Genomic DNA, 24735 nt, shown 5'->3' with positions numbered 1-24735 from the left:
CGGTTGGCAGGGGCGAGAGGGCTTTCCAGGCCATTCTATCGTACACCCCGGGCGCTGCTCAGGTGTAAAGGCGATTCAGGATCGCATCTTCGGGTGCATCCGGTGGCAGGGCACCGAAGACGGGGCTGGCATCGACGAGCCGCGAACGACAGAAGGTCTCGCCGATCTCGGCTGGCGCGTGGCGCAGCAGCAGGGCTCCCTGGAGACACTGGGCCAGGCGTTGGGTCAGCCAGCGTGCCTGACGTTCCAGGGTATCCGGCTGCGCTTCGAGACGCGTGATGAGTTCCTGCATGGCGGCGTCCAGTGCCGACGACCCGCCGCGCGCCGTGTCGAGTTCCTGGCGAAGTGCCGTCAGGGCTTCGGGATGGCGAGCGAACACCCGCAGGACATCCAGGCAGATGACATTGCCCGAGCCTTCCCAGATGGAGTTTACCGGCGCTTCGCGGTAGAGCCGTGCCAGCGGGGACTCTTCCACGTAGCCGATGCCACCGAGGCATTCCATGGCCTCGGCCAGGAAACCGGGAGCGCGCTTGTTGTGCCAGTACTTGGCCAGGGCCGGTAGCAGCCGGGCCAGGGCGGTCTCGTGGGCGTCGCCTCGTGCGGCGCCGTCGAAGGCACGGGCGGTGCGCAGGGTCAAGGCGACGCCGGCCTCGACTTCCAGTGCCATGTCGGCGAGCAGGGTGCGCATCAATGGCTGTTCGGCCAGGCGCCGGCCGAAGGCGTGTCGTACCCGCACGTGCCGCCAGGCTTCGTCCAGCGCCTGACGCATCATCGCTACCGGTGCGGTGGCGGCGTCCAACCGGGTCTGCTGGACCATCGACAGGATGGTGGCAATGCCGCGTCCGGGCTCGCCCAGCGGCTCGGCCCAGGCATCACGATATTCGATTTCCGCCGAGGCATTGGCTCGGTTGCCGCACTTGTCCTTGAGCCGTTGCAGCTCGATGGCGTTGCGTTCGCCGTCTGGAGTGAAGCGCGGTACCAGAAAGCAGCCGAGGCCGTCGTCGGTCTGCGCCAGGGTCAGGAAGGCGTCCGACATGGGGGCGCTGCAGAACCATTTGTGGCCGGTCAGACGCCAGCCGTCCGCGTCGGGGGTGGCGCGAGTCGTGTTGGCGCGAACGTCGCTGCCGCCCTGTTTCTCGGTCATCGCCATGCCGAAGGTCAGCGCCGCCTTGCGTGCGGCGGGTAGCGCACGGGGGTCGTAGTCCCAGTGCAGCAGGCCGGGAGACCAGCGGGCATGCAGGGACGGTGAGTGGCGCAGCGCCGGCATGGCGGCATGGGTCATGGTCACCGGGCAGCAGAAGCCGGGCTCCGCCTGGGTGAGCAGGTAGAGGGCAGCCACGTGGGCCTGGTGGCCGCCACGGCCTTCTTCCTGCCAGGCGACCGCGTGCCAGCCGTGGTCCATGGCCAGGTGCATCAGCGCATGGTAGGCCGGGTGATAGTCGACGGCATCCAGACGTCGCCCGTAGCGGTCGAACAGTCGCAGTTCGGGCGGGTGGCGGTTGGCTGTCTCGCCAAGAGCGCGGACGCGCTCGCTGCCGACCTCGCGTCCCAGCGGGGCCAGGCGCTCGGCGACCCAGCCGGGGGCTTCCCGCGCCAGTGCCTCGCGCATCGGCAGGTCATCCTCGAGGAGGTCGCGATCCTCGGGGGAAGGAGGCTGGTTGACCACTTCATGGGTCGCCAGCCGGGCTCGTGGCGCGTGGTCCTGCATGGGCAGCTCCGATGGCGGGCCTGTCCTGAGCATGGTTGTCCGTCGGTGCCTGGTCAACGCTTCCGACGGTGGTCAGATGGTGGTCCTCACGGACCAGAGCTCAGGGAAGAATTGCAGGTCGAGAGCCTTGACCAGATAGCTGACGCCACCCGTGCCGCCGGTGCCATGGCGATAGCCGATGATACGCTCGACGGTCTTCATGTGGCTGAAACGCCACTTCTGGAAGTTGTACTCCAGATCCACCAGCTTTTCGGCCAGCTCGTACAGGTCCCAGTGGGTCTCGGTATCCCGGTAGATCTCGCGCCAGGCGGCCTCGACGCGAGACGAGGGGACATAGGGTTCGGACCAGTCCCGCTCGAGCCGGTCAGCCGGGATGTCGAAGCCGCGCTGTCCCAATCGCTGCAGGGTGATGTCGTAGAGACTGGGCGCCTGCAGCACCTCGCGCAGTCGATCATAGTGGCGAGGGTGGGCGCGGTGGGCCTCGATCATGCGGGCGTTCTTGTTGCCCAGCAGGAATTCCAGTTCCCGATACTGATATGACTGGAAGCCGGAACTCTGGCCCAGTTCGTCGCGAAAGCTCAGGTAATCCGCTGGGGTCATGGTGACGAGGACCTCCCAGGCGTTGATGAGCTGCTCCTGAATGCGCGCGACCCGAGTCAGCATCTTGAAGGCGGGGCGCAGGTCGCCGTGGTGAATGCGCTCGGCGGCGCCGTGCGCCTCGTGCAGGCAGAGGCGTATCCACAGTTCGGAGGCCTGGTGGATGACGATGAACAGCATCTCGTCATGCTCGCGCGATAGCGGGCGCTGGCAGTCCAGCAATGCCTCGAGATTCAGGTACTGCCCATAGCTCATCGTCTGGTCCCAGTGGACGCCCCCCTCGTCGTCGAGGTCTACCTGGCGTTTGTCGGCATCCGCATCGGTATCACGCATCGCTCGGCCCTTGTCATCGTTGTCGGGTGGGGAAGACGACTGTAACGCAGGCGCCGGCGAGGGACGAAGAAAACGCGGCAGAGGGTAGTGGGGAGATGACGTGCCCGGGGTGAGCCGTTAGGCTGATCCTATTTCCCTGCAGGGAGTTTTCATGGCCACCGACCCAGGTGCGTCGCCCGAGTCGGCGACGGTCCAGCGCATCTCCGACGAGAGCATCCAGTTGGTGGATGCGCGCAACCGGCCTTGCGGCAGTGCGCCGCGCGCCACCATGCGGCGCTACCACTTCTGGCATCGCGCCACCTATATCGTGGTGCGCAACGCACGGGGCGAGTTGTGCGTGCAGCGCCGCACCCTGACCAAGGAGGTCTTCCCCGGCGGCATTGATCTGGCCGCTGGCGGCGTGGTCGGTGCCGGGGAGGCGGTGCATGTGGCGGCGCGGCGCGAACTGGCCGAGGAGCTCGGGATCGTCGGGGAGCCCCTGCGGCACATGCTGGAATTCGTCCATGCCCGGAATGGCAATCATATCTTCGGCAGTGCCTACCTGGTCGACTATGATGGCCCCCTGGCCCTGCAGGCGGATGAAGTCGCCGAGGCCTTCTGGCTTTCCCCTGATCGGGCCCTGGCACTCGATGAGGTGACGCCGGACACGCGCCAGGTGGTGGAGACGCTCGTCCACGACGGCTCTCTTGCGGCACCTGGGTGAGCCGTTGGCGCGGGACTGGCGCCGAGGGAGCCGGCATGGCATCTTGATGGAACAGACAGCGAGCCCGAGCCATGAGTATCCATGATCATGATTGCCGCACCTATCGCGGCGAGCCCTTCAACCTTCGCGCGCTGCGCGGCCAGGCGCTCCTGATCGTCAATGTGGCCAGCCGCTGTGGCTTCACATCCCAGCTCGGCGAACTCGAGCGTCTCTATCGTCGCCACCGCGATCGCGGCTTCACCGTACTGGCCTTCCCCTGCAATCAGTTCGGCCGACAGTCACCCGAGTCGGCCGAGGCCTTCTGCTCCTTCGGCGAGCAGACGTATGGCGTGACCTTCCCGCTGATGGAGAAGGTCCGCGTCAATGGCCGTCATGCCCATCCCCTGTTCGTCGAACTCAAGCGAGATGCGCCGGGTGTGCTGGGAACGAGCGTCATCAAGTGGAACTTCACCAAGTTCCTGGTGGCCCGGGATGGTCGTGTCGTGCGGCGTTTCTCGCCGCGGGCGGGTATCGGCGAGCTCAACGAGGCGTTGGAGTGGATTCTCGACGAATCCTGAGAGGGGGCTCCGTCGGCGATCATGACAAGGTCTCGCCCCGCGTGATCAATACCCGCTCCATCAGTTCGTTCCAGCGGTGGCGGGTCATCATGGTGGTCAGGCCCGAGAACAGGGCCCAGCTCTTGCGACGCCAGCCCTTGAGTCGCAGGTTATGGGCGACCAGCAGGCGCATCAGCTTGTGATCGTCGAAGTGGCGCCATTCGCTGGCCACGGACATTTGCTGACGAGAGAGCACCGGCGCCAGCTCCAGGCGGAAGACCCATTCCAGCTCCTGCACGCTGAGATCGTGACGCTGGATGACCTCGACCATGCGGGCATAATCGGTCTCCCTGGGTTCTCGTTCCAGCCACAGGGGCGCCAGCGCCAGCCATAAGTCGCCACGCTGGTCGACGAGGGTCTGGGCATCCATTGGCGGTCTCCTGCTCGTTGCGTCCGATATCGGTGAGTGACGTTCATGCTGCCCCAGCCGGCCATCGCACTCAACAATGTCCGAGCCGGTTCATCGTCCCGCGAGCCGATCAGGGCGGACAGTGCCGCCCAGTGTCGCTAGAATGTCGCCATTGGCAATACAACTTCCCGGATGCCGCCCTGCGCGGCTCCTCGGTATTCAACGAAGAGGTCTGTCGTGATCATCAAGCCCAAGGTACGCGGTTTCATCTGCACCACCACCCATCCCGTCGGTTGCGAGAAGAACGTGCTCGAGCAGATCGAGGCGACGCGGGCGCGCGGCCTGGACAAGAGCTCCGGCCCCAAAAAAGTGCTGGTGGTAGGCGCCTCCAGCGGTTATGGCCTGGCGGCACGCATCACCGCGGCCTTCGGCTACGGTGCCGATACCCTGGGCGTGTTCTTCGAGAAGCCGGGCACGGAGAAGAGGCCCGGCACCGCCGGTTGGTACAACGCCGCCGCCTTCGACAAGTTCGCCAAGGCCGAAGGCCTCTACAGCAAGTCCATCAATGGCGATGCCTTTTCCCATGAGGCGCGCGAGAAGGCCATCGAGCTGATCAAGCAGGATCTCGGCCAGGTCGACCTGGTGGTCTACTCCCTGGCGTCCCCGGTGCGCAAGCTGCCCGACAGCGGCGAACTCAAGCGTTCGAGCCTCAAGCCGATCGGCGAGACCTACCGCGCCACCGCCATCGATACCAACAAGGACGCCATCACCGAAGCCGAGGTCGAGCCGGCCTCCGAGCAGGAGATCGCCGACACCATCGATGTGATGGGCGGCGAAGACTGGGAGCTGTGGATCGACGCCCTGGACCGTGCCGGCGTGCTGGCGCCGGGGGCCAGGTCCGTGGCCTTCAGTTACATCGGCACCGAGATCACCTGGCCGATCTACTGGCACGGCGCCCTGGGCCGGGCCAAGGAGGACCTCGATCGTGCCGCCGGCAAGATCGACAAGCGTCTCGGCGCGCAGGGCGGCGGCGCCAATGTGGCGGTGCTCAAGTCGGTGGTCACCCAGGCCAGCGCGGCGATCCCGGTGATGCCGCTGTATATCGCCATGGTCTACAAGGTGATGAAGGAGCAGGGACTCCACGAAGGCACCATCGACCAGCTCAACCGTCTGTTCGGCGAGCGCCTCTATCTTGGTGAAGGGCATGCCGAGACCGATGACGCCGGCCGCCTGCGCCTCGATGACTGGGAGCTGCGCGACGACGTCCAGCAGGCCTGCAAGACGCTGTGGTCGGAGGTCACCACCGACAATCTGTTCGAGATCACCGACTACGCCGGTTACAAGCACGACTTCCTGAAGCTGTTCGGCTTCGAGCGGGACGATGTGGACTACGAGGCCGATGTCGATACGGTCGCGACCTTCGATGTCGTCGAGCTCTGAGAGAGGCAGCATGACCCATCGAGTCCTGCCGCGGTCCCGCCAGGCCTGGCTGGTGCCGATCCTGGCGGCCAGCCTGCTGGCCGGTTGTCAGAGCGCCTACTATGGCGCCCTGGAGAAGGTCGGCATCCACAAGCGCGACCTGATGGTGGAGCGGGTCGAGGAGGGGCGTGACGCCCAGGTGGCGGCCGAGGAGCAGTTCGCGTCGGCGCTGGAGCAGTTCCGTGCCGTGGTTCGGGTCCCCGACAGCGAACTGTCGCAGACCTACGAGCGTCTCGATGAGGCCTACGAGCGCAGCGACGTCGCCGCCGATCGAGTCGAGGAGCGTATCGACGACATCGAGTCCGTGGCCGCGGCCTTGTTCGACGAGTGGGAAGACGAGCTCGAGCTCTACCAGAGTGCCGAGTATCGACGCCTGTCCGAGCAACGGCTGCGGCAGACGCGTCAGCGCTATGCGCAGATGCGGGACGCCATGCAGGACGCCGCCGACAGCATGCATCCCGTGCTGCTGGCAATGCGTGACAATGTGCTGCTACTGAAGCACAACCTCAATGCCCGGGCGATCGGTGCATTGCGCGGGGAAGTCGACGGACTGGAGCGTGATGTCGCCGCGCTGAGGACGCGCATGCAAGCGGCAATCTCCCGATCCAATGCCTTCATCGATACCCTGCACGATGTCGACGATGGTCGCTGATGGCAAGGCCGCGTCTCTTTCCCCCGGCCTGACGCGTGACGTGGGCGTCGTGGTGCTGCCCGGGTTCTCGATGCTGGCCCAGGCCTGTGCCACCGAGCCCTTGCATGTGGCCAACCGACTGGCCGGGCGCACGCTGTACCGGCTGTCGACCTTCGCCGTCGATGAGCGTCCGGTCGCCAGTGCCTCCGGTCAGGCCCTGTTGCCTCAGGCGACGCCCGAGGAGGCGGGGCCGTCCCTGGATCTGCTGCTGGTGTGCGCGCCGGGCCCCCTGACGAGCAGCGTGCCCCGATCGCTGTTCGACTGGCTGCAGCGGCAGGCCGCCGCCCGGGTGGTACTGGGCGGCATCGGAGGCGGCACCGAAGTGCTGGCGCGCACCGGAGTGCTGGACGGCTATCGTGCCACCTTGCCCTGGCCGCGTTTCGAGGCCTTCGCCCGGGCGTATCCCCGGGTCCGGTTGTCCCAGCAGCTGTTCGAGATCGACCGCGACCGGCTGACCTGCGGGGGCGGTACCGCCGCCATGGACATGATGATGACCCTGGTCGGGAGCCATCACGGGGACGAGCTGGCCGAACGTATCTCCGAGCACTTCGTGCTCGAGCGCATCCGCATGGGGGACGAGCCCCAGCAGGTGCCGCTGCGCACGCGGCTCGGTCACGCTCCCCAGAGCCTGGTGGACGCGGTGGCGCTGATGGAATCGAATATCGAGGAGCCCCTGACGACTCACGAGCTGGCCGAGCACCTCGGCATCTCGCGTCGTCAGCTCGAGCGATTGTTCAAGAAGTACCTCCAGGCCGTGCCCAGTCGTTACTACCTCAACCTGCGCCTGCAGCAGGCTCGTCGACTGCTGCGCGACAGCGATCGTCCCGCTGGCGAGATCGCCCTGCAGACCGGCTTTTCCTCGGCGGCGCATTTTTCCACCGCCTATCGCAATCACTTCGGCATGACGCCCCGGGAGGAGAGACTGGGCTGAGCCTCGGCCGGTCTCATGAAGATGGCCGAAATGGTCCGCTTGTCGGCCATTCTAGGGCGTCAACGGCTGCGCTCCGGCGCTAAGGTGGCCACTCCACTTGCCATGAGAGGCTCTCCCCATGAACACCGCGCTGCTGATGATCGACGTTCAAGCTTCCTTCCCGGTCCGTGACTATTGGGACGAGGCCCTGGCCGCGCCCTGGCGCGAGCGGCAACATGCCTTGCTGGACCTGGCTCGGCAAGCCGGGATCCCCCTGGTGCGTATCTTCCATGAGGAGCCGGGCAGTGCGACGCCCTTCGATCCCGAGCATGGCCTGATTCGTCCGCTCGAGGAGTTCGACGAGCCTTCGGTGGCGACCTTCCACAAGCGGGCCCACAACGCCTTTACCGATACCGAACTGGAGAGCTGGCTGCGCGAGCGGGACATCGGGCGATTGCTCATCAGCGGCATTCGTACGGAGCAGTGCTGCGAGACCACCACACGTGTCGCCGCCGACCTCGGCTTCGAGGTGGACTTCGTCAGCGAAGCGACCCTGACTTTCCCCATGAGCCGGCTGGGCCGGACCTGGTCCGCCGAGGACATTCGTGCGCGTACCGAGCTGGTGCTGGAAGGGCGCTTCGCGCGCATCGTCGATGTCGCCGGCCTGGCGAAGGAATGGGGCACGCATGCCGTTTGAGGCCACGTCGTCGCTGAGGGTCGGGGTGCTGATGCTCCCCGGCCAGGTCCCGCTCGACCTGGTGGGCCCGCTCCAGGTGCTGCACTGTGCACAGCGCATGCACGAGGACCTGACGATTCGCTATGTCGGTCCCTGCGAGGCCCTCGACTGGCTGGGGCCGTTGTCCCTGAGCGGGATCGAACCCTTGCCAGGGACGCCGCAGGCCTGGGACCTGTTGCTGGTGCCCGGGCAGTATCGGCAGGGCATCGATCCGGCCCATCAGCCGCTCAGTGTCGACTGGCTGCGTCATCATGCGCCGGCGGCCGGTACGGTCATGGGGGTCTGTTCGGGCTCGTTGCTGCTGGCCGAGGCCGGTCTGCTGGTGGGGCGGCGTTGCACCACCCACCACACCCTGCTGTCGCGGCTGGAAGCGCTGGCGCCCGGGGCGCGTGTCCAGGGTGACTGCATCTTCATCGAGGATGGGCCCATTCTCACCAGCGCTGGCATCTCCACGGGGATCGACACCATGCTGCACTGGCTGACTCGGCGACTCGGGCATCGGCTGACCCTGGCGGTGGCGCGGGAGATGGTGCTCTACCTGCGCCGCAGCGGCCATGAGCCGCAACTGACCGGCTGGCTGGAAGGGCGCAATCATGTCGACGAGCGCATCCACCGACTGCAGGATGCCCTGTGCGCCCGCCTGGGGGACGCGTGGACGATGGTCGACATGGCACGGGTGGCGGTCATGAGCGAACGTCACCTGCGGCGGCGCTTCATGGCGGTCGCCGGGATGTCGCCGCACGACTACCTGCAGCGCCTGCGTCTGCAGCTTGCCCGGCAGTTGATGGAAGAGACGCCCTGGAGCCTGGTGCGCATCGCTGAAGAAGTCGGGTTCGGCGATGACCGCCAGCTCAGGCGTGCCTGGCGTCGTTTCGAGGGCGACTCGCCGCGTGCCTGGCGTGAGCGTCGGTCGCCCGGGATCGGTTCGTGCTGATCCGGCTCGCTGCCTTCTTTCACAATTCGCCGTCCCATTGCTGAAAGCCCCCTCGGTCCGCGCTCCCTATACTCGAATGCATCGACTCGAAAGAACGATGATCCATCCTTCCGAGCCTTCTCGAGCAAAAGGAGCGTGACATGACCCAGACCCCGACCCGCAGCGACTTCGACCAGTACATGGTGCCCAACTATGCGCCCCAGAAGACCATTCCGGTGCGCGGCGAGGGCAGCCGCCTGTGGGATCAGCAGGGCAAGGAGTACATCGATTTCGCCGGGGGGATCGCGGTGAACGCCCTGGGTCATTGCCACCCGGTGCTGGTCGATGCCCTCAAGGACCAGGCCGACAAGCTGTGGCATCTGGCCAATGTCTATACCAACGAGCCGGCCCTGAAGCTGGCGCGCAGCCTGGTCGAGCGCACTTTCGCCGACAAGGTCTATCTGTGCAATTCCGGAGGCGAGGCCAACGAGGCGGCGCTCAAGCTGGCGCGTCGCTGGGCCTACGACCATCACGGCGAGCACAAGAGCCGCATCGTTTCCTTCGGCAAGTCCTTCCATGGTCGGACCTTCTTCACCGTCAGCGTCGGCGGTCAGCCGAAGTACTCCCAGGGCTTCGGCCCGGTCCCCGGCGGCATCGTGCATGGCGACTTCAATGACCTCGACAGCGTGCGCGACCTGATCGATGCCGACACCTGCGCGGTGATGGTCGAACCGATGCAGGGCGAGGGCGGCATCATTCCCGCCGATCCCGAGTTCCTCAAGGGGCTGCGCGAGCTCTGCGATGCCAACGATGCCCTGCTGATCTTCGACGAGGTGCAGACCGGCGTGGGCCGCACCGGCTCGCTGTTCGCCTACATGCAGTACGACGTGACGCCGGACATCCTGACCTCCGCCAAGGCGCTCGGCGGCGGCTTCCCGGTTGGCGCCATGCTGACCACCGACCGCGTCGCCCCGTCGCTGGGCTTGGGCACCCATGGCTCGACCTACGGCGGCAATGCCCTGGCCTCCGCCGTGGCCCTGGCGGCGGTCGAGCACATCGACACCCCCGAGGTGCTGGAGGGCGTGGCCAAGCGTCACGACCTGTTTCGCGAGCACCTCGAGACCATCAACCGCAAGCACGGCGTCTTCAAGGACGTCCGCGGCATGGGGCTGTTGATCGGCGCCGAGATGCGTCCTGAATACGAGGGACGTGCCAAGGACATTCTGCCGCTGGCCATCGAGGAGGGCCTGATGGCACTGGTGGCCGGTCCCAATGTACTGCGCATGGCGCCGTCGCTGGTGATCCCCGAGGCGGACATCGCCGAGGGCATGGCGCGTCTCGAGCGTGCCGTCGCGCGCCTGGTGGCCGACCAGTGAGCCGCGTCCCCACCATGCCGGAAGCCGAATCACGTGGAGGCCATGACATGTTGGTGGTACGTCCTGCCCGGCCGGCGGATCTGCCGGCCCTGGAGCGGCTGGCGGGCAGCGCCACGCCGCGTCTGACCAACCTGCCGGCGCACCGCGATCGACTGGAGGAGCGCATCGCGCGCTCCCAGCGGGCCTTCGAGGCCGAGGTGGAGTTTCCCGGCGACGAGCACTATACCTTCGTGCTCGAGGACCTGGAGCGGGGAGAGGCGGTGGGTACCGCCACTATCCGCGCCCAGGCCGGCGCCCGGGAGGCCTACTACACCTATCGCCAGGAGACGCTGATTCACGCCTCGCAACAGCTCGACGTGCGTCGCGAGGTGCAGACCCTGTCGCTCTCTCACGAGGTCTCCGAAGCCAGCCTGCTGTGTGCCTACTCGCTCGACTCTCACTACCGGGGCACCAGCGCCGAGAGCCTGCTGCGTCGTGCTCGCTTGATGTTCATCGCCCAGTATCCGGAGCGTTTCGCCGAGATCCTGGCGATGGCCTTCCCCGGCTATCTGGACGACGAGCAGCAGTCGCCCTTCTGGAACAGCGTGGGGCGCCACTTCTTCGTGCGCGACTTTCAGGAGATCAACTATGTGGCCGGGGTGCGCTCGAAGAGCTTCATCGCCGAGGTGATGCCGCAGTTTCCGCTCTACCAGGCGCTGCTCACGCCCCAGGCGCGGGCCGCCGTGGGTCGCGAGCACCCGGAGCACGAGCCGGCCATGAACGAGATGCTCGCCGAAGGCTTCCTGCGTTCGCGGCATGTCGACATCTTCGATGCCGGCCCGGTGATCAAGGGCGAACGCGAGCGACTCGAGAGCTTTCGCCATGCCGCCTGGCACCCGGTGCGCATTCGTCCGCCCCATTCGTTGCCGGATGCCGAGCCGGCCATGGTCGCCAATCAACGCCTCGACGATTTCCGCTGCGTGGTGGCGCGCTATGCCCTGTCACCCACCGGCCAGTTGATGCTGTCGCCGGAGCACGCCGAGCTGCTCGGCGTCGAGGAAGGCCGCGCCGTGCTTGCTGCGCCGCTGGCGCTCGCCGGCGCCGAGCATGATCCGGGTTACGACGAGGGAGAGTTGTAATGCGCATCCGACCGATTGCCGAGTCCGACCTGGACGAACTGCGGGCAGTGGCCCGCGAAACGGGGGTGGGGTTCACCTCGCTGCCCGACAACGAGGCCTTCCTGGCCGACAAGATCGCCTCGGCGGTGAGCGCCTTCAATGGTGGGACACCGGAAGACAGGCGCCTGTACTTCTTCGTGCTCGAGGACGAGGTAGAAGGTCGTCTCGCCGGCTGCTGCGCCATCGAGAGCCAGGTGGGGCGGGAGATTCCCTTCTACCACTATCGTGTCGGCACCCTGGCGCATTCCTCGGTGCAGCTCGACCTGCACCGCACCATCGATACCCTCTTCCTGAGCTCGGACCACACCGGCGATGCCGAGGTGGCCTCGTTGTTCCTGCGTCCCGAGTATCGTGGTGCCGATCGTCGCCACGAGCGCAACGGTGCACTGCTGTCGATGATGCGCTGGCTGTTCATGGCCGAATTCCGCAACGGCTTCCCCGACAAGGTCCTGGCGGAGATGCGCGGCCTGTTCGACGAGTCGGGCCGGAGTCCCTTCTGGGAGTGCCTGGGCAGCCACTTCTTCCCCATGGACTTCAACGAGGCCGATCGGCTCACCGGGCTGGGCCAGAAGAGTTTCATCGGCGAGCTGATGCCCAAATTCCCGATCTACACGCCCTTTCTTTCCGAAGAGGCACGCGCCTGCATCGGCCAGGTACACGAGCACACGCGCCCGGCGCTGGCGATGCTCAAGAAGGAGGGGCTGCGCTGGGAAGGCTTCATCGACATCTTCGATGGCGGGCCCACCGTGGAAGCCTATATCGACGACGTGCGCGGCGTGCGCCTGTCGCGGACCTGCCGGGTCGAGATAAAAGCCGGCGAGCTGGAACAGACACCGCGCCCGCGCTGGCTGGCTGCCAACACCGTCATGGCCGACTTCCGCGCGGCCTGGGTGGGACGCGGTCCCGATACAGAGGGCGTGCTGACCCTGAGCGAGGCCGAAGCCGAGCGGCTCGAGGTCGGCTCGGGCGACACCCTGCGCATTCTGGATACCGACGAGGAGACATGATGAAGGCGACGCAACAGCTACTGATCGGTGGCCAATGGCAGTCCGGCGAGGCCGAGGCATTCGCCAAGCATGACCCCGTTGGCGGCGAGGCGCTGTGGTCCGGCGGTGCCGCCAGCGAGGCTCAGGTGGGCGCTGCGGTGGAGGCCGCCCGCGCCGCCATGCCGGCCTGGGCGCGCACTCCCCTGGAAGAGCGCAAGGCCCTGGTGGAGCGCTTCCGCGAAGTGCTGGAAACCCACCGTGAATCGCTGGCCACGGCCATCGCCGGTGAGACCGGCAAGCCGTTGTGGGAAGCGCGCACCGAGGTCGGCGCCATGATCGGCAAGGTGGCGATCTCGATTCGCGCCCAGCAGGAACGCGCCGGCGAACGCGAGCGTGACCTGGGCGATGCCCGGGCGGTGCTGCGCCATCGGCCCCATGGCGTGATGGCAGTGTTCGGCCCCTACAACTTCCCGGGGCATCTGCCCAACGGCCATATCGTGCCCGCACTGCTGGCCGGCAACACCGTGGTCTTCAAGCCCAGCGAGCAGACGCCGCTGACCGCCGACCTGACCCTGCAGTGCTGGCGCGAGGCCGGCCTGCCCGAAGGCGTCATCAACCTGGTGCAGGGCGCGGCGCCGGTGGGGCAGGCATTGTCACGGCATCCGGGCATCGATGGTCTGCTGTTCACCGGCAGCGCCAAGGTCGGCGGCCTGCTGCAGCGACAGTTCGCCGAGCAGTTGGGCAAGATCCTGGCCCTGGAGCTCGGCGGCAACAACCCGCTGGTGGTCAAGGACGTGCCGGACCAGGAAGCGGCCGTGTTGACCATCCTGCAGTCGGCCTTCTTGTCCGGTGGCCAGCGCTGCACCTGCGCGCGCCGCTTGATCGTTCCTCGCGGGCCGGTGGGCGATCGTCTGCTGGAGGCTCTGAGCGAGGCCATCGACAAGCTGCGGGTGGCCGGCCAGTTCGCCGAGCCGGCCGGCTTCTATGGTGGTCTGGCCACCCTGGACGCGGCGGATGGGCTGCTCGACGCCCAGGCGGATCTGGAGGCTCGAGGCGGCACGGTGCTGTCGCGCATGTCGCGCCTCGCGGAAGGCACCAGCCTGCTGTCCCCCGCGTTGATCGATGTCACCGGCCTGGATGTGCCCGATGAAGAGCATTTCGGCCCGCTGCTCAAGGTCTATCGTTACGACGACTGGAACGAGGCGCTGCGGCTCGCCAACGACACCCGCTATGGCCTCTCCGCCGGCCTGATCGGTGGCGAACGGGGCGACTGGGACGACTTCCTGCTGCGCATCCGCGCCGGCATCGTCAACTGGAACCGCCAGACCACCGGTGCTTCCGGCGACGCGCCCTTCGGCGGCGTGGGCGACAGCGGCAATCACCGTCCCAGTGCCTACTATGCCGCCGACTACTGCGCCTACCCGGTAGCCTCCATGGAGAGCGAGGACCTGCACCTGCCCGACAAGCTGCCGCCGGGGGTGACGCTATGAGCGATGCCCTGCGAGATGGACTCGACGTTCGCGAGGTCAACTTCGATGGCCTGGTAGGGCCGACGCACAATTACTCGGGGCTGGCTCATGGCAATGTGGCCTCGATGACCCATCAGGGCCTGGTTGCCAACCCTCGCGAGGCGGCCCTCCAGGGGCTCGAGAAGATGAAGTCGCTGATGGACGCCGGCTATGCCCAGGGCGTGCTGCCGCCCCAGCAGCGTCCGGACCTGGGTGCCCTGCGTGCCCTGGGATTCGGCGGCGACGATGCCCGGGTGCTCTCCCGGGCCGCGCATGAGGCGCCGCAGCTGTTGCGTGCGGTGTGTTCCGCTTCCAGCATGTGGACCGCCAATGCGGGTACGGTGACGCCGAGCGTCGACGCCGCCGACGGTCGGGTGCACTTCACGCCGGCCAATCTGCAGTCGAGCTTCCATCGTTACCTGGAACCGGCCACTACCGGCCGCGTCCTGGCATCGATCTTCGCCGACGAGACGCGTTTCGCTCACCATCCGGTGCTGCCCGCCACGCCGGCCTTTTCCGACGAGGGAGCGGCCAACCACACCCGGCTGTGCGCGGGGCATGGCGAGGCCGGGGTGCATCTCTACGTCTATGGTCGCCAGGCGTTCGGGGGCGATGGTGTCGAACCGCGTCGCTATCCCGCTCGCCAGACCCTGGAAGCCAGCCAGGCGGTGGCGCGTCAGCATGGGCTCGGCGATGCGCAGACGGTGTTTGCCCAGCAGCATCCCGAGGCCATCGATGCCGGCGTCTTCCATAACGATGTCATCGCGGTGGGCAATGGCCCCGTGCTGCTCTATCACGAGATGGCCTTCCGCGACGAGGAAGGCACCCTGGAGGCACTGCGTGCGAGGATGCCTGAGCCGCTGATCCCGGTGCGAGTGCCGCTCGAGGCGGTCGGTCTCGACGATGCCGTGGCGTCGTATCTGTTCAACTCTCAGCTGCTCAGTAATCCCGACGGCACCATGACCCTGGTGGTACCCGGCGAATGCCAGGAGCGCGAGGCGGTCTGGCGTTGCATCCAGGATCATCTGCTGGCCGGCAACAACCCGATCGGCGAGGTGGTGGTCAAGGATGTCAAGCAGAGCATGCGCAACGGCGGCGGTCCGGCCTGCCTGAGGCTGCGCGTGGCGCTCTCGGCGTCGGAGCGCGCCGCCGTCTCCGGCAGGGTGCTGCTCGACGACGACCTCTACGCAGCGCTGACGACCTGGGTCGAGCGTCATTACCGGGACCGCCTGGCGCCCGACGACCTGGCCGACCCGCAACTCGCCGAGGAGACCCTTGCCGCCCTCGACGAACTGACGGGCATCCTGCGCATCGGTAGCGTCTACCCCTTCCAGCTCGGCTGAATCGGGGGGCGAGATAGATGTCGCCGGTCTCTAGGCCGGCGGCCCCTTCTTGCGCCGTTATTGATCCGGCTATCGATCCTTGTCGGGCTAGCCGTCTGTCAGTGGCTCACCGATACATTGATCGAAGATCGTCGCCATCGGTTGATAGCGGCCGTAATAGGCGGCGATATTCGCGCTCAGCCACTTTTCCCGATCGACACCTTCCCATGAGATCTCGTAGCCGCAGTTGATGACTATATGTTCGAAGAGCAGGCGTAGAGATCACCGAAAAGCTGACGATGGAGTGCCTTCAGGTAGTCAAGGTCGTAAGGGGGAGGCGAGAACTGGACCGTATCGGTTGCCAGCAACGACAACTGACGTTCGACGTCTTCCAGTTCAGTTTCATCTTGAATATCGAGGAGGTTACGGAGAGTCGGGCTCCCCGGGTAACAATAAGGGTCCTGCTCTGTACCGTACTTGTCCATCAGGACCGGGAGGGCTTGTACTTGGCCAGAATGGATTCTCTAGTAGCCTTGGCATCCGACTTGGCGTTGTGGATGCCTTCAAGTCGCATGCTGGCCTTGTAGTTGGCGCGCTTTACCTTGGCGAAGTAGGCCCGCTTGGTTTGCAGCGAGACGTCTGGCATGAGGAGACTCCCTGACGTTTCCCGCTATTTTACCCTATTCAGCCTCGGCAGTGCATGAGTGTCTTCGCCATGGAGTCGGTGTGCGCGGTAGGGGGCACTTTGCTTTATGCTGATGTCGATACGTCCACCATCGCGACAGAGGAGGTCCCTGTGGCTGGAGCCAGTCTGCTGACATTGATCGATGCCATCGTGCACGGCCTGACCCCGATGCTGCTCAATCTGGTCGTCGGCGTAGTGGCCGGCGGCCTGGTGCTGGGCGTGGTGACCCTGATCCAGACGTGGCGTGGGGCCGACGCATGACATCACCCCTGGCCGCTTATCGACGCGCCCTGGAGGATGGCTTCATGGCGGATGATGCCCAGTGGCGTGCGGTCGACGCGCTCGAGGACGCCCACCGGGCCCTGGAGCGTGGCGAGGATTCTGTCCCGGGCGTCTACCTGTGGGGCACGGTGGGGCGAGGCAAGACCTGGCTGATGGATCGTTTCCACCGGGCGCTGATGGTTCCGTCGAAGCGGCAGCACTTCCATCACTTCATGCGCTGGGTGCATCGTCGCCAGTTCCAATTGACGGGGACTGCCGATCCGTTGCATCGGCTGGCCGTCGAGTTGAGCGCCGAGGCACGTGTGCTGTGCCTCGATGAGCTGTTCGTCACCGATATCGCCGATGCCATGCTGCTGGGCCGTTTGCTGGGAGAGCTGTTCGAGCAGGGCGTGACCCTGGTGACCACGTCCAATCAGGCGCCCTCGGGGCTCTATGCCGACGGCTTCAATCGCGAGCGTTTCCTGCCTGCCATCAAGGCCATCGAGCGCAATACCCGGGTGGTGCACCTGGACGGCGACCAGGATCATCGACGCCATCCGGGAGCGATCGAACAACGCTATTGGGTGCGCGGCGAGGGCGAGGCGAGTGTGCTGCCGAGGGTCTTCGAGCGGCTCAACGGCGATGACGCCGCGTGTACCGAGCCTTTCACCCTGGCTCACCTGCCGATCAATGTGGAGGCCCGGAGCGAGTCAGTCGTGTGGTGCCGTTATGCGGCCCTCTGCGAACGGCCGTTGGCGGCCCTGGACTTCATCGCCCTGTGTGATCGCTTTCATCATGTCCTGCTCGGCGAGGTGCCGTGTCTCGGTGGCACGCCTGTCGCCGCAAGGATCGCGCGAGGTACCGAGGATGCCGGCGCCAGGGTCGAGGCCGGCGACCGCGAGCTGCCGGCGCTGTCCCGACACGACGACGGTGTGCGCCGGTTCATTGCCCTGGTCGATGAATGCTATGACCGTGGCGTGCCCCTGCATGTCGAAGCCCGAGTTCCCATGGAAGGGCTCTATCCCGCGGGGCATCTGGCCTTTCCCTTTCGTCGTACCCTGAGTCGTCTGCGGGAAATGCAACTGGCGCGTTTCGCTGTCCGGTGACGAAACGCGCACCGAGCGACGTATCAACCGCCGCTACCAGCACCGCCGACCATGCCGCTACGCAGGCCATCCTGGTTGCCGCGGGACTGGAAATGAGAGGTGACGGCGTCTTCCGGTGAACCGGCGAGTTCGCGGAACATGCCCATGGAACCGAGCAGGGCGGAGGACTCGTAGGGAACGAATACCCGCTCGCCTTCCTTCGCCATGTCGGGGAGTCCCTTGATATAGCTCTGGCCCAGCAGGTAACCCACCACCGTCTGCTTGTTGTCCTCGCTGTCGCCGAGAGCATTCAGCACCAGCTTGATCGACTCCTGTTCACCCTGGGCACGCAAAATGGCCGACTCCTTGTCGCCCTCGGCGTTGAGAATTGCCGATTCTCGCTGCCCTTGAGCCATGGCGATGGCCGCGGATTTCTCGCCTTCGGCCTCGGTCACTGTGGCCCGGCGCTTGCGTTCGGCGGCCATCTGCAGGCGCATGGCGGATTCGACTTCCTCGGGCATGGCGATGTCCTGCACCTCGACCCGCGAGATCTTCACGCCCCATTTGGAGGCGGCTTCTTCCATGGCAGCCTGGATTTCATTGTTGACCTCGGCACGTGACTCGAACAGCTTGTCGAGCTCCATCTTGCCGACCACCGAGCGCAGGGTGGTCTTGGCCAGCACCTCCACCGCCTGACTCATGTTTTCCACTTCATAGACGGCACGCTTGGGATCGATGACTTGATAGTAAAGGGCACCATTGATGGTCACCGTGACATTGTCGGTGGTCACTACCGGTTGGCCGGGGAAGTCCATGACGGTTTCGCGACGGTCGATCCGTGTCTCGTCGCTGGTGATGGCCTGGTAGTCGTCACCCATCTTGCGATAGCGGATCATAGTGATGGCACGGGGTTGCTCGATGAAAGGGATGATGATGTTGATGCCGCTTTCGAGCAGGCGGTTGAACGATCCCAGGCGTTCGATGACCATGACTTCCGATTGTCGAACAACCACCAATCCCTTGACGATGATCAGGATACCGATGATGACGATGATCAGGCTGAGAATCAGGCCCGGGCTGATGGGGAAATCCATGGTTACTGCTCCTTGGGGGTAGCGAGTGAGACGATGGCGGTGGTGCCATCGAATTCCTTGAAGGTCACGAGGGTATCCACCGGAAGGTCCGTCTCGTCGGTCACGGCGAGACGGATACGATAGAAATCGCCATTGACCTTGATGCCGCTGGCGCCATCGAAGTCGCGTTCGATGACGCGATAGGTATTGCCCTGTTCCACGCCGGTACCGGTGGTGCCGTACGCCACGCCCGCTGGGGAGAACCTGGGGCGAAGGACCCAGACCGCGAGTGGTACCAGCAGTCCCGAGGATACGCCCATCCCGAGCAATTGCCATGACAGGCTGAAGCCCATGGCGGCGAGCGCGGCAGTCAGCGCCGCGGCCACGCCCAGCGCCAAGAGCAGCAGCGCTCCCGAGGCCAGTTCGGCCAGCCCCAGCAGTAAGGCGATGACCAGCCAGGTATAGGCAGGATTCCAGTCCATGATAGCTCCGTGGTCGAGATGGGATGGAGGACGTTTTGATCGACGCTGCGAGTGGCCACCTATTGTATATTGTGCCCCAGCCCATGCACCCGAGTATCGGCACGAGATGAAAAAGTCGCTAGAGCCGTATGGCGCGTGTGGGCGCGGGCGTTGGCGGTGCCACGCCTGCTATGATGGCGGCATCGAGACGGCGGAGAAAGTGCGTGACCGGATGGATATATTGGCTGGACATGATGGGGGTGATCGTCTTCGCGCTGTCGGGGGTGATCCTGGCCTGTCGTTCGCGGATGGATCCCTTCGGCATGCTGGTGCTTGCCGCCATGACGGGGATCGGCGGCGGCACCCTGCGTGATCTGGTGCTCGGTGTGCGGCCGGTGTTCTGGGTCGAGGACCCGGCGTATCTCTGGGTCATTCTGGCGACCGTGGGGCTGTCCATCCTGGGGTTCCATTACATTCATCGCCTGTCGCGCATCTTCCTGCCGGTGGCCGACGCCTTCGGCCTGGCGTTGTTCACCGTGATCGGCACCCACAAGGCGATGTTGCTGGAAACTCCGGGGGTGGTGGCGGTGTTGATGGGACTACTGACCGGGGTGGCGGGCGGCATGATGCGCGATGTGCTGGCGCGTCGTGTGCCGATGGTATTGCGCCAGGAAATCTACGCGACGGCCTCGATCGCCGGTGGCATGGTCTTCGTGAGCCTTGAAGCCTTGGGTGTGTCCCTGGTCGTCGCCATCTGCAGCGCCCTGGTGACGACGCTGGGACTGCGCCTGGCGGCGATTCGCTGGCGTCTGGCCCTGCCGGTCTTCGCCTGGGTGGTGGTGGAACGTCCCGCGTCCCGTCCTCGGGCGGGGGAGGCCCCGGTATCGCCGAAACGCCCCAAGGCCCGCGTCAAGCTGATTCCCCCCGAGCGGTCGCGACGCCGCAAGGAGCGTTCATGAACGCGATGGTCAACTCGGTCATCACGCCCTGGTTGTCTCGGGCCGGGTGGTTGGCGTTGTGTCTATGGCTGACCGGCTGCGCCGTCGATGCGCATCGGGACGCAGCACGTTACGAGGCGGTGGCCGCCGAGATCCGTCAGCATTATGAGCAGATCCTGCCCGACCTGCCGGTGGATGACCGTCGCCATTATGCCCAACGTCTTTATCGCCTGACCGGCGAGGCGCGTTACCTGCCGCCCAATCGCGATTATGGCGACCGCCTGGTCACCGAGCTGCGCGAGGAAATCGCGGGTCTGGGTCGGTCGAGGGTCATGGCGGCACGTGCCCAGGCGTCGGTGACCGACTACCCGGAGCGTACCGTCAAGCAGCGTCGTCGCAAGCGCATGCTCGCCGACTGGCCTGAAATCGCCTATGCCAAGGGCCTGGCCTTTCGACTGACGCAAGCCAGCTATCACGGCCTGCTCAACGAGACCGATCTGCCGGAATATCGCCGAGGATTACGCTATCTGGCGGGTGTCGATTTTCGGGCTTTCGTCACCGATCCCGAGGTGATGGAGGTCTATGCCGCCCAGGTGGCCAATCTGGTGTACTACCTTCACGAGCTGGGCGTGGCCGATCTGCGCGAGGCATCGATCGAGGCGTTCCGAGCGCATTACCCGCCCGAACGGGACGCGACGCTGTCACGCGCCTCCTATCGCAACAAGATCTACGGGATGACCCATTTCGTGATCGCCGCTAGCGGCTACTATCAGCGGCCTGTGGATCCCGATGAGTTCGACTGGATACTGGACTACTTCGCCGGCCATCTGGAGCGGATCCTGGCCGAGACCAAGGCGGACATCTATACCGAAGCCGGGATCAGCTTCCTGCTCGCGGGGCGCGAGACAGACCCGGCGGTGCGCCGGCTGCGCGATGCCCTGCTGGCGGCCTACGACCCCGAGGCCCGCATGGTGCCGGCCGAGGACGGCGGTCTCGATCCGGCGTACGGCGAGCACCGCAATGTCCTGGCCATCATGTTGCTGGATTGGCCCGAGCGTCTGTATCCCGGACCGGATTTGAGGACACTCTGATTCATGGCTGTGCTCAATATTCCGGCCGCCGGCCGTGGGACCGGCGGCGCGGAAGGGAGGGGCTAGGTCTTGCACGAAAAGTCGGCGAGTGCAGGCACTTTTCGTACAGACCCTAGCCATGCAGGGTGAAGCTATGCCCGTTGAGCCAGAGATGGGTCGCCACGCTGGCGATGTAACCCAGGGCGATCACCGGGGTCCAGCGCAGGTGGCCCATGAAGGTGTAATTGCCCCGTGCCTGGCCCATCAACGCCACGCCGGCGGCGGAGCCCACCGATAGCAGACTGCCGCCGACCCCGGCGGTCAGGGTGATCAGCAACCATTGGCCATGGGACATGTCGGGCTCCATGGTCAGCACGGCGAACATCACCGGAATGTTGTCGACCACCGCCGAGACCACGCCGAGGGCGATGTTGGCGCCGGTGGCATGCCACTGGGTATAGAGCACGTCGGACAACAGGCCCAGATAACCCATGAAGCCCAGGCCGCCGACGCACATCACCACGCCGTAGAAGAACAGCAGGGTATCCCACTCGGCGCGCGCCACGCGGTTGAAGACGTCGAAGGGCACCACGCTGCCCAGTTGCTCGAGTTTCTTCCAGTCGCCCCGCTGGGTGTAGCGGCTGCGTTTGCGCTCCAGCGAACGCGGCAGGCTCTGGCGCAGGTAATAGCCGAAGAACTGCAGATAGCCGAGGCCCGTCATCATGCCCAGGACGGGGGGCAGGTGAAGCAGAGTGTGGCAGGCCACGGCGGTGGCCACGGTGAGGAAGAACAGGACGATGATGCGTCGTGCGCCCCGCTTGAGCCAGATGTCGTCCTCGAGGCTGGCGGGCTTGCGGTTCTTGATGAAGACGCTCATCACCGCGGCGGGAATCAGGAAATTGACCATCGATGGTACCAGCAGTGCGAAGAACTCCTGGAAATGGACGATGCCGGCCTGCCAGACCATCAGGGTCGTGATATCGCCGAAGGGGCTGAAGGCCCCGCCGGCATTGGCGGCCACCACGATATTGACGCAGGCCAGGTTGATGAAGCGCTTGTCGCCCTCGGCGACCTTGGTGACCACGGCGCACATCAGCAATGCCGTGGTCAGGTTGTCGGCAATCGGCGAGATGACGAAGGCCAGAATGCCGGTCAGCCAGAACAGCATGCGATAGCTGAACCCCTTGCGGACCATCCAGGAGCGCAGGGCATCGAAGACGTTACGTTCCTCCATGGCATTGATGTAGGTCATGGCCACCAGGAGGAAGAGCATCAGCTCGCTGAATTCGAGCAGCGTCTCACGAAAGGCATGTTCGGACTCGCTGGGCATGCCCGCCTTGACGTAAACCCAGCCGATGAGCCCCCAGATGATGCCGGCGGCGACCAGCACCGGTTTCGACTTGCGCATGTGCAGCCGTTCCTCGGCCATGACCAGGGCATAGGCCAGCACGAAGATGGCGACGGCAAGCAGACCGACGAAGGAGGTGGTCAGATCGAGGCCACCGGTGGCAGCGAAGGCGGGGGTGGCCATGAAGAGCAAGAGAAGCGGGCCGGACGCGAGCGCGAGGCGGTCAGGGTAGCGAGCGTGGCGCCGCCCTCCGCCGGCGAGGCGACAAAAGCTTTGCAGCATCATTATTATCCTTGGTCGTGAAGTGGTCGAAAAGGGATTGAAAACCGGGGAATTTTACCATTTTGCACTGCAAAACATGGTTTTCTGGTCTGCCTCTTTGGTAGGGGGTGAAGCGGTCGTCGCCAGGATTCGGTAGGCGGGGGACCGCCCACTGAAGGGAATTTTATGGCATCATCTGCGGCTCCGGCCGGAATGCCGGGCGGGTTTCGTAACGCCAATGACACAGGCAGACTTCGACGCATGTTTCTCGACGATTACCACTCGCGCACGGGCTCGCGCATCCATATTACCGCCGAGCAGGCGAGCCGCTTTGCCAAGCGTGTGGCCGGTGACTTCAACCCGATCCATAATCCCGACGCGCGACGTTTCTGCGTCCCGGGCGACCTGTTGTTCGCGTTGGTGCTGGCACGGTTTGGACTCTCCCAGAACATGAACTTTCGTTTCCTCAGCATGGTCGGTGATAGCGTTCCGCTGACCTTCGTCGAGGATGATGAGGGATTGATCCGGGTGCTGGACGATGCCGGCAAGTGCTATCTCGAAGTGTGCCGCGACGGTGACGTCACGCACGACGAATCGGTCGTCGAAGCCTTCACGCGTTGCTACGTGGCCTTTTCCGGGAAGAACTTCCCCCATTACCTCAAACCGCTGATGGAAGACCGCGGGGTGATGTTCAATCCTCGTCGCCCGCTGGTGATCTACGACAGCATGGGCTTCTCGCTCAAGCGTCTGGATGGCGTCGACCCGGGCCTCGAGCTACTCGCCTCTTCTCTCGACGTGGTCGGCAAGCGTGGCGATGTGCTGCTGGATTTCCGCATCGTCGCCGCCGGCGAGGAGATCGGCAGCGGCGCCAAGAAGCTGGTGGTCAGTGGGCTCTGCGATTATGACGCGTCGGCCATGGATGAGATCGTCGACGAGTTCTACCGCTTGAAGGCCGCTCACGACGCGGAACTCTCGTAGATGTCAGCCCGTCGAAGGCAGGCTCAGCAGCACGCCGCCCAGGCCACATACCAGTACCGCCAGCCAGGCTGGCTGTCGCCAGACCGCCAGCAGGGTGAAGCCCACCAGGGCGAGGGCGAACTCATGGGGGCCGAGAATCGCGCTGGTCCACACCGGTTGATAGAGCGTGGCGGCCAGCAGTCCCACCACCGCGGCGTTGGCGCCGCGCATCAGTGCCTGGATGCCCCTGCGCTCGCGGAGGTCGTTCCAGAACGGCAACGCTGCCATCAACAGCAACATGCCCGGCAGGAAGATGGCCACCAGCGCCAGTGATGCGCCCATGATGCCGCCGGGTACGCTATCGGCGGCCATTCCCAGATAGGCCGAGAAGGTGAAAAGCGGCCCGGGGACCGCTTGGGCCGCGCCATAGCCGGCCAGGAAATCGTCGGCGCTTACCCAGCCAGGCTGGACGACGGCCGCCTCGAGCAACGGCAGCACCACATGGCCGCCACCGAAGACCAGTGCGCCCGCGCGATAGAAGGCATCGACCAGGGCGAGGCCCGGCCCTGTCGAGGCCAGCAATGGCAAGCCCAGCAGCAGCACGAGGAACAGTCCCAGGCAGATCAGGCCACCGCGACGCGAAACCCCGAAGCCTGGTACCGGTGGGCGTGCTTCCTGGTCGCCACGACACAGCAGCAGGCCGGCCAGTCCCCCCAGCATGATGGCGAGTACCTGGCCGAAGGTACCGCCCAGCGCGGTGACCAGCAGGGTGGCGGCGACGGCGATGCCGGCTCGTTGACTGTCGGGGCAGAGGGTCCGGGCCATGCCCCAGACCGCATGGGCGACGATGGCCACCGCGACCACCTTCAATCCTTGCAGCAGGCCGGTGCCCAGGGGGCCGTCCAGGCCGCCGGCCCCCAGGGCGAACAGCATCAGCAACAGGGCCGAAGGCAGGGTGAAGGCCGTCCAGGCGGCGAGGCCACCCAGCGGTCCTGCACGCATCAGGCCCAGTGCGAACCCCACCTGACTGCTGGCCGGACCGGGCAGGAACTGGCACAACGCAACCAGGTCGGCGTAGGCATGCTCGTCGAGCCAGCGGCGACGCGTCACGAATTCGGCGCGGAAATAGCCGAGGTGAGCAACGGGGCCGCCGAAGGCACTCAGTCCCAGCAGCAGGAAAGCGCGAAAGACCTCGGCGAGGTTGTGTCGAGGCGATGACATCATGCGGGTAT

Annotated in this window: 25 protein-coding genes; 17 read left to right on the top strand and 8 right to left on the bottom strand. The window is 65.5% G+C overall.

What is annotated here, in order from left to right; all coding sequences use genetic code 11:
- Nucleotides 1-58: 58 nt before the first annotated feature.
- Both LU493_RS01280 and kynA read right to left on the bottom strand, forming a co-directional pair.
- A complete protein-coding gene (locus LU493_RS01280) occupies nucleotides 59-1708 on the bottom strand; it encodes an acyl-CoA dehydrogenase family protein (protein ID WP_275285963.1) in 1650 nt (549 codons plus the stop codon).
- Nucleotides 1709-1780: 72 nt separating this feature from the next.
- A complete protein-coding gene (gene kynA / locus LU493_RS01275) occupies nucleotides 1781-2638 on the bottom strand; it encodes a tryptophan 2,3-dioxygenase (protein ID WP_275285962.1) in 858 nt (285 codons plus the stop codon).
- A 151-nt stretch (nucleotides 2639-2789) separates the two neighbouring features.
- Between kynA and LU493_RS01270 the strand changes: the two genes are divergently transcribed.
- Nucleotides 2790-3341 carry an NUDIX hydrolase gene (locus LU493_RS01270; RefSeq protein WP_275285961.1) on the top strand — a complete coding sequence of 184 codons (552 nt, stop codon included), beginning with the start codon at nucleotides 2790-2792 and terminating at the stop codon, nucleotides 3339-3341.
- 71 nt (nucleotides 3342-3412) lie between these two features.
- Nucleotides 3413-3898: a glutathione peroxidase gene (locus LU493_RS01265; protein WP_275285960.1), complete on the top strand. Its 486-nt coding sequence runs from the start codon at nucleotides 3413-3415 to the stop codon at nucleotides 3896-3898.
- 19 nt (nucleotides 3899-3917) lie between these two features.
- Here LU493_RS01265 and LU493_RS01260 read toward each other — a convergent pair whose 3' ends face one another.
- Entirely contained in the window at nucleotides 3918-4307 is a 390-nt protein-coding gene (locus tag LU493_RS01260; protein ID WP_275285959.1) for a DUF7079 family protein, read from the bottom strand.
- Nucleotides 4308-4523: 216 nt separating this feature from the next.
- On the opposite strand from LU493_RS01260, the gene fabV reads away from it, so the two are divergent.
- The 10 genes from fabV (at nucleotide 4524) to astB (ending at nucleotide 15385) form a co-directional block, all read left to right on the top strand.
- Nucleotides 4524-5726 carry an enoyl-ACP reductase FabV gene (fabV, locus tag LU493_RS01255; RefSeq protein WP_275285958.1) on the top strand — a complete coding sequence of 401 codons (1203 nt, stop codon included), beginning with the start codon at nucleotides 4524-4526 and terminating at the stop codon, nucleotides 5724-5726.
- A gap of 10 nt (nucleotides 5727-5736) precedes the next feature.
- Nucleotides 5737-6417, top strand: a complete 681-nt coding sequence (locus LU493_RS01250) for a DUF2959 domain-containing protein (protein ID WP_275285957.1) — start codon at nucleotides 5737-5739, stop codon at nucleotides 6415-6417.
- Nucleotides 6407-7387, top strand: a complete 981-nt coding sequence (locus LU493_RS01245; protein WP_275286019.1) for a GlxA family transcriptional regulator — start codon at nucleotides 6407-6409, stop codon at nucleotides 7385-7387. Before LU493_RS01250 ends, LU493_RS01245 begins: the two co-directional genes overlap by 11 nt.
- Before the next feature lie 118 nt (nucleotides 7388-7505).
- Nucleotides 7506-8063 (top strand): isochorismatase family protein, encoded by a 558-nt coding sequence (locus LU493_RS01240; protein WP_275285956.1) that lies wholly within the window; start codon nucleotides 7506-7508, stop codon nucleotides 8061-8063.
- The gene (locus tag LU493_RS01235) at nucleotides 8053-9036 is read left to right on the top strand and encodes a GlxA family transcriptional regulator (protein ID WP_275285955.1); all 984 of its coding nucleotides are present in this window, start codon (nucleotides 8053-8055) and stop codon (nucleotides 9034-9036) included. Before LU493_RS01240 ends, LU493_RS01235 begins: the two co-directional genes overlap by 11 nt.
- Before the next feature lie 140 nt (nucleotides 9037-9176).
- Nucleotides 9177-10391, top strand: a complete 1215-nt coding sequence (locus LU493_RS01230; RefSeq protein WP_275285954.1) for an aspartate aminotransferase family protein — start codon at nucleotides 9177-9179, stop codon at nucleotides 10389-10391.
- 47 nt (nucleotides 10392-10438) lie between these two features.
- Entirely contained in the window at nucleotides 10439-11509 is a 1071-nt protein-coding gene (locus LU493_RS01225; RefSeq protein WP_275285953.1) for an arginine N-succinyltransferase, read from the top strand.
- On the top strand, nucleotides 11509-12555 hold the full coding sequence (gene astA / locus LU493_RS01220) for an arginine N-succinyltransferase (RefSeq protein WP_275285952.1): 1047 nt from the start codon (nucleotides 11509-11511) through the stop codon (nucleotides 12553-12555). The genes LU493_RS01225 and astA overlap by 1 nt, the downstream gene beginning before the upstream one ends.
- A complete protein-coding gene (gene astD, locus LU493_RS01215; RefSeq protein ID WP_275286018.1) occupies nucleotides 12555-14024 on the top strand; it encodes a succinylglutamate-semialdehyde dehydrogenase in 1470 nt (489 codons plus the stop codon). Before astA ends, astD begins: the two co-directional genes overlap by 1 nt.
- On the top strand, nucleotides 14021-15385 hold the full coding sequence (gene astB / locus LU493_RS01210) for an N-succinylarginine dihydrolase (protein WP_275285951.1): 1365 nt from the start codon (nucleotides 14021-14023) through the stop codon (nucleotides 15383-15385). Before astD ends, astB begins: the two co-directional genes overlap by 4 nt.
- Nucleotides 15386-15848: 463 nt before the next feature.
- On the opposite strand, the gene LU493_RS01205 is transcribed toward astB, so the two are convergent.
- Nucleotides 15849-16010, bottom strand: a complete 162-nt coding sequence (locus LU493_RS01205) for a YhfG family protein (RefSeq protein ID WP_275285950.1) — start codon at nucleotides 16008-16010, stop codon at nucleotides 15849-15851.
- A gap of 150 nt (nucleotides 16011-16160) precedes the next feature.
- On the opposite strand from LU493_RS01205, the gene LU493_RS01200 reads away from it, so the two are divergent.
- Together LU493_RS01200 and zapE are read left to right on the top strand one after the other, a co-directional pair.
- Nucleotides 16161-16310 (top strand): hypothetical protein, encoded by a 150-nt coding sequence (locus tag LU493_RS01200; protein ID WP_275285949.1) that lies wholly within the window; start codon nucleotides 16161-16163, stop codon nucleotides 16308-16310.
- Nucleotides 16307-17416, top strand: coding sequence for a cell division protein ZapE (zapE, locus tag LU493_RS01195; RefSeq protein WP_275285948.1), 1110 nt, complete (start codon nucleotides 16307-16309; stop codon nucleotides 17414-17416). The genes LU493_RS01200 and zapE overlap by 4 nt, the downstream gene beginning before the upstream one ends.
- A gap of 23 nt (nucleotides 17417-17439) precedes the next feature.
- On the opposite strand, the gene LU493_RS01190 is transcribed toward zapE, so the two are convergent.
- Both LU493_RS01190 and LU493_RS01185 read right to left on the bottom strand, forming a co-directional pair.
- Nucleotides 17440-18489 carry an SPFH domain-containing protein gene (locus LU493_RS01190; protein ID WP_275285947.1) on the bottom strand — a complete coding sequence of 350 codons (1050 nt, stop codon included), beginning with the start codon at nucleotides 18487-18489 and terminating at the stop codon, nucleotides 17440-17442.
- Between the two features lie 2 nt (nucleotides 18490-18491).
- Nucleotides 18492-18950 (bottom strand): NfeD family protein, encoded by a 459-nt coding sequence (locus tag LU493_RS01185; protein ID WP_275285946.1) that lies wholly within the window; start codon nucleotides 18948-18950, stop codon nucleotides 18492-18494.
- Between the two features lie 203 nt (nucleotides 18951-19153).
- Here LU493_RS01185 and LU493_RS01180 point away from each other — a divergent pair, with 203 nt between their 5' ends.
- Complete coding sequence (locus LU493_RS01180) at nucleotides 19154-19888, top strand: trimeric intracellular cation channel family protein (RefSeq protein ID WP_275285945.1); 735 nt, start codon at nucleotides 19154-19156, stop codon at nucleotides 19886-19888.
- Nucleotides 19885-20958 (top strand): DUF3541 domain-containing protein, encoded by a 1074-nt coding sequence (locus LU493_RS01175; protein ID WP_275285944.1) that lies wholly within the window; start codon nucleotides 19885-19887, stop codon nucleotides 20956-20958. Before LU493_RS01180 ends, LU493_RS01175 begins: the two co-directional genes overlap by 4 nt.
- 112 nt (nucleotides 20959-21070) lie before the next feature.
- Here the strand turns inward: LU493_RS01175 and nhaD are convergent, their stop codons facing one another.
- Complete coding sequence (gene nhaD / locus LU493_RS01170; RefSeq protein WP_275286017.1) at nucleotides 21071-22468, bottom strand: sodium:proton antiporter NhaD; 1398 nt, start codon at nucleotides 22466-22468, stop codon at nucleotides 21071-21073.
- Between the two features lie 339 nt (nucleotides 22469-22807).
- Here nhaD and LU493_RS01165 point away from each other — a divergent pair, with 339 nt between their 5' ends.
- Entirely contained in the window at nucleotides 22808-23524 is a 717-nt protein-coding gene (locus tag LU493_RS01165) for a DUF3581 family protein (RefSeq protein ID WP_275285943.1), read from the top strand.
- Between the two features lie 3 nt (nucleotides 23525-23527).
- On the opposite strand, the gene chrA is transcribed toward LU493_RS01165, so the two are convergent.
- The gene (chrA, locus tag LU493_RS01160) at nucleotides 23528-24724 is read right to left on the bottom strand and encodes a chromate efflux transporter (protein WP_275286016.1); all 1197 of its coding nucleotides are present in this window, start codon (nucleotides 24722-24724) and stop codon (nucleotides 23528-23530) included.
- Between the last annotated feature and the right edge of the window lie 11 nt (nucleotides 24725-24735).

The organism is Halomonas elongata, assembly GCF_029081005.1.
Taxonomy (GTDB): Bacteria; Pseudomonadota; Gammaproteobacteria; order Pseudomonadales; family Halomonadaceae; genus Halomonas; species Halomonas elongata_B.
Note: the sequence above shows the minus strand (reverse complement) of the source record. Positions and strands in the feature narration are given on the sequence as shown.

What these genes read in the sequence shown, in the direction of transcription:
- LU493_RS01175 (WP_275285944.1), top strand. Translation starts at nt 19,885, where the DNA reads ATGAACGCGATGGTCAACTCGGTCATCACGCCCTGGTTGTCTCGGGCC.
- LU493_RS01235 (WP_275285955.1), top strand. Translation starts at nt 8,053, where the DNA reads ATGCCGTTTGAGGCCACGTCGTCGCTGAGGGTCGGGGTGCTGATGCTC.
- LU493_RS01270 (WP_275285961.1), top strand. Translation starts at nt 2,790, where the DNA reads ATGGCCACCGACCCAGGTGCGTCGCCCGAGTCGGCGACGGTCCAGCGC.
- nhaD (WP_275286017.1), bottom strand. Translation starts at nt 22,468, where the DNA reads ATGGCCACCCCCGCCTTCGCTGCCACCGGTGGCCTCGATCTGACCACC.
- LU493_RS01165 (WP_275285943.1), top strand. Translation starts at nt 22,808, where the DNA reads ATGTTTCTCGACGATTACCACTCGCGCACGGGCTCGCGCATCCATATT.
- astA (WP_275285952.1), top strand. Translation starts at nt 11,509, where the DNA reads ATGCGCATCCGACCGATTGCCGAGTCCGACCTGGACGAACTGCGGGCA.
- LU493_RS01245 (WP_275286019.1), top strand. Translation starts at nt 6,407, where the DNA reads ATGGTCGCTGATGGCAAGGCCGCGTCTCTTTCCCCCGGCCTGACGCGT.
- kynA (WP_275285962.1), bottom strand. Translation starts at nt 2,638, where the DNA reads ATGCGTGATACCGATGCGGATGCCGACAAACGCCAGGTAGACCTCGAC.
- LU493_RS01280 (WP_275285963.1), bottom strand. Translation starts at nt 1,708, where the DNA reads ATGCAGGACCACGCGCCACGAGCCCGGCTGGCGACCCATGAAGTGGTC.
- LU493_RS01265 (WP_275285960.1), top strand. Translation starts at nt 3,413, where the DNA reads ATGAGTATCCATGATCATGATTGCCGCACCTATCGCGGCGAGCCCTTC.
- LU493_RS01190 (WP_275285947.1), bottom strand. Translation starts at nt 18,489, where the DNA reads ATGGATTTCCCCATCAGCCCGGGCCTGATTCTCAGCCTGATCATCGTC.
- chrA (WP_275286016.1), bottom strand. Translation starts at nt 24,724, where the DNA reads ATGTCATCGCCTCGACACAACCTCGCCGAGGTCTTTCGCGCTTTCCTG.
- LU493_RS01205 (WP_275285950.1), bottom strand. Translation starts at nt 16,010, where the DNA reads ATGCCAGACGTCTCGCTGCAAACCAAGCGGGCCTACTTCGCCAAGGTA.
- LU493_RS01240 (WP_275285956.1), top strand. Translation starts at nt 7,506, where the DNA reads ATGAACACCGCGCTGCTGATGATCGACGTTCAAGCTTCCTTCCCGGTC.
- LU493_RS01250 (WP_275285957.1), top strand. Translation starts at nt 5,737, where the DNA reads ATGACCCATCGAGTCCTGCCGCGGTCCCGCCAGGCCTGGCTGGTGCCG.
- astB (WP_275285951.1), top strand. Translation starts at nt 14,021, where the DNA reads ATGAGCGATGCCCTGCGAGATGGACTCGACGTTCGCGAGGTCAACTTC.
- zapE (WP_275285948.1), top strand. Translation starts at nt 16,307, where the DNA reads ATGACATCACCCCTGGCCGCTTATCGACGCGCCCTGGAGGATGGCTTC.
- LU493_RS01185 (WP_275285946.1), bottom strand. Translation starts at nt 18,950, where the DNA reads ATGGACTGGAATCCTGCCTATACCTGGCTGGTCATCGCCTTACTGCTG.
- LU493_RS01230 (WP_275285954.1), top strand. Translation starts at nt 9,177, where the DNA reads ATGACCCAGACCCCGACCCGCAGCGACTTCGACCAGTACATGGTGCCC.
- LU493_RS01225 (WP_275285953.1), top strand. Translation starts at nt 10,439, where the DNA reads ATGTTGGTGGTACGTCCTGCCCGGCCGGCGGATCTGCCGGCCCTGGAG.
- astD (WP_275286018.1), top strand. Translation starts at nt 12,555, where the DNA reads ATGAAGGCGACGCAACAGCTACTGATCGGTGGCCAATGGCAGTCCGGC.
- LU493_RS01260 (WP_275285959.1), bottom strand. Translation starts at nt 4,307, where the DNA reads ATGGATGCCCAGACCCTCGTCGACCAGCGTGGCGACTTATGGCTGGCG.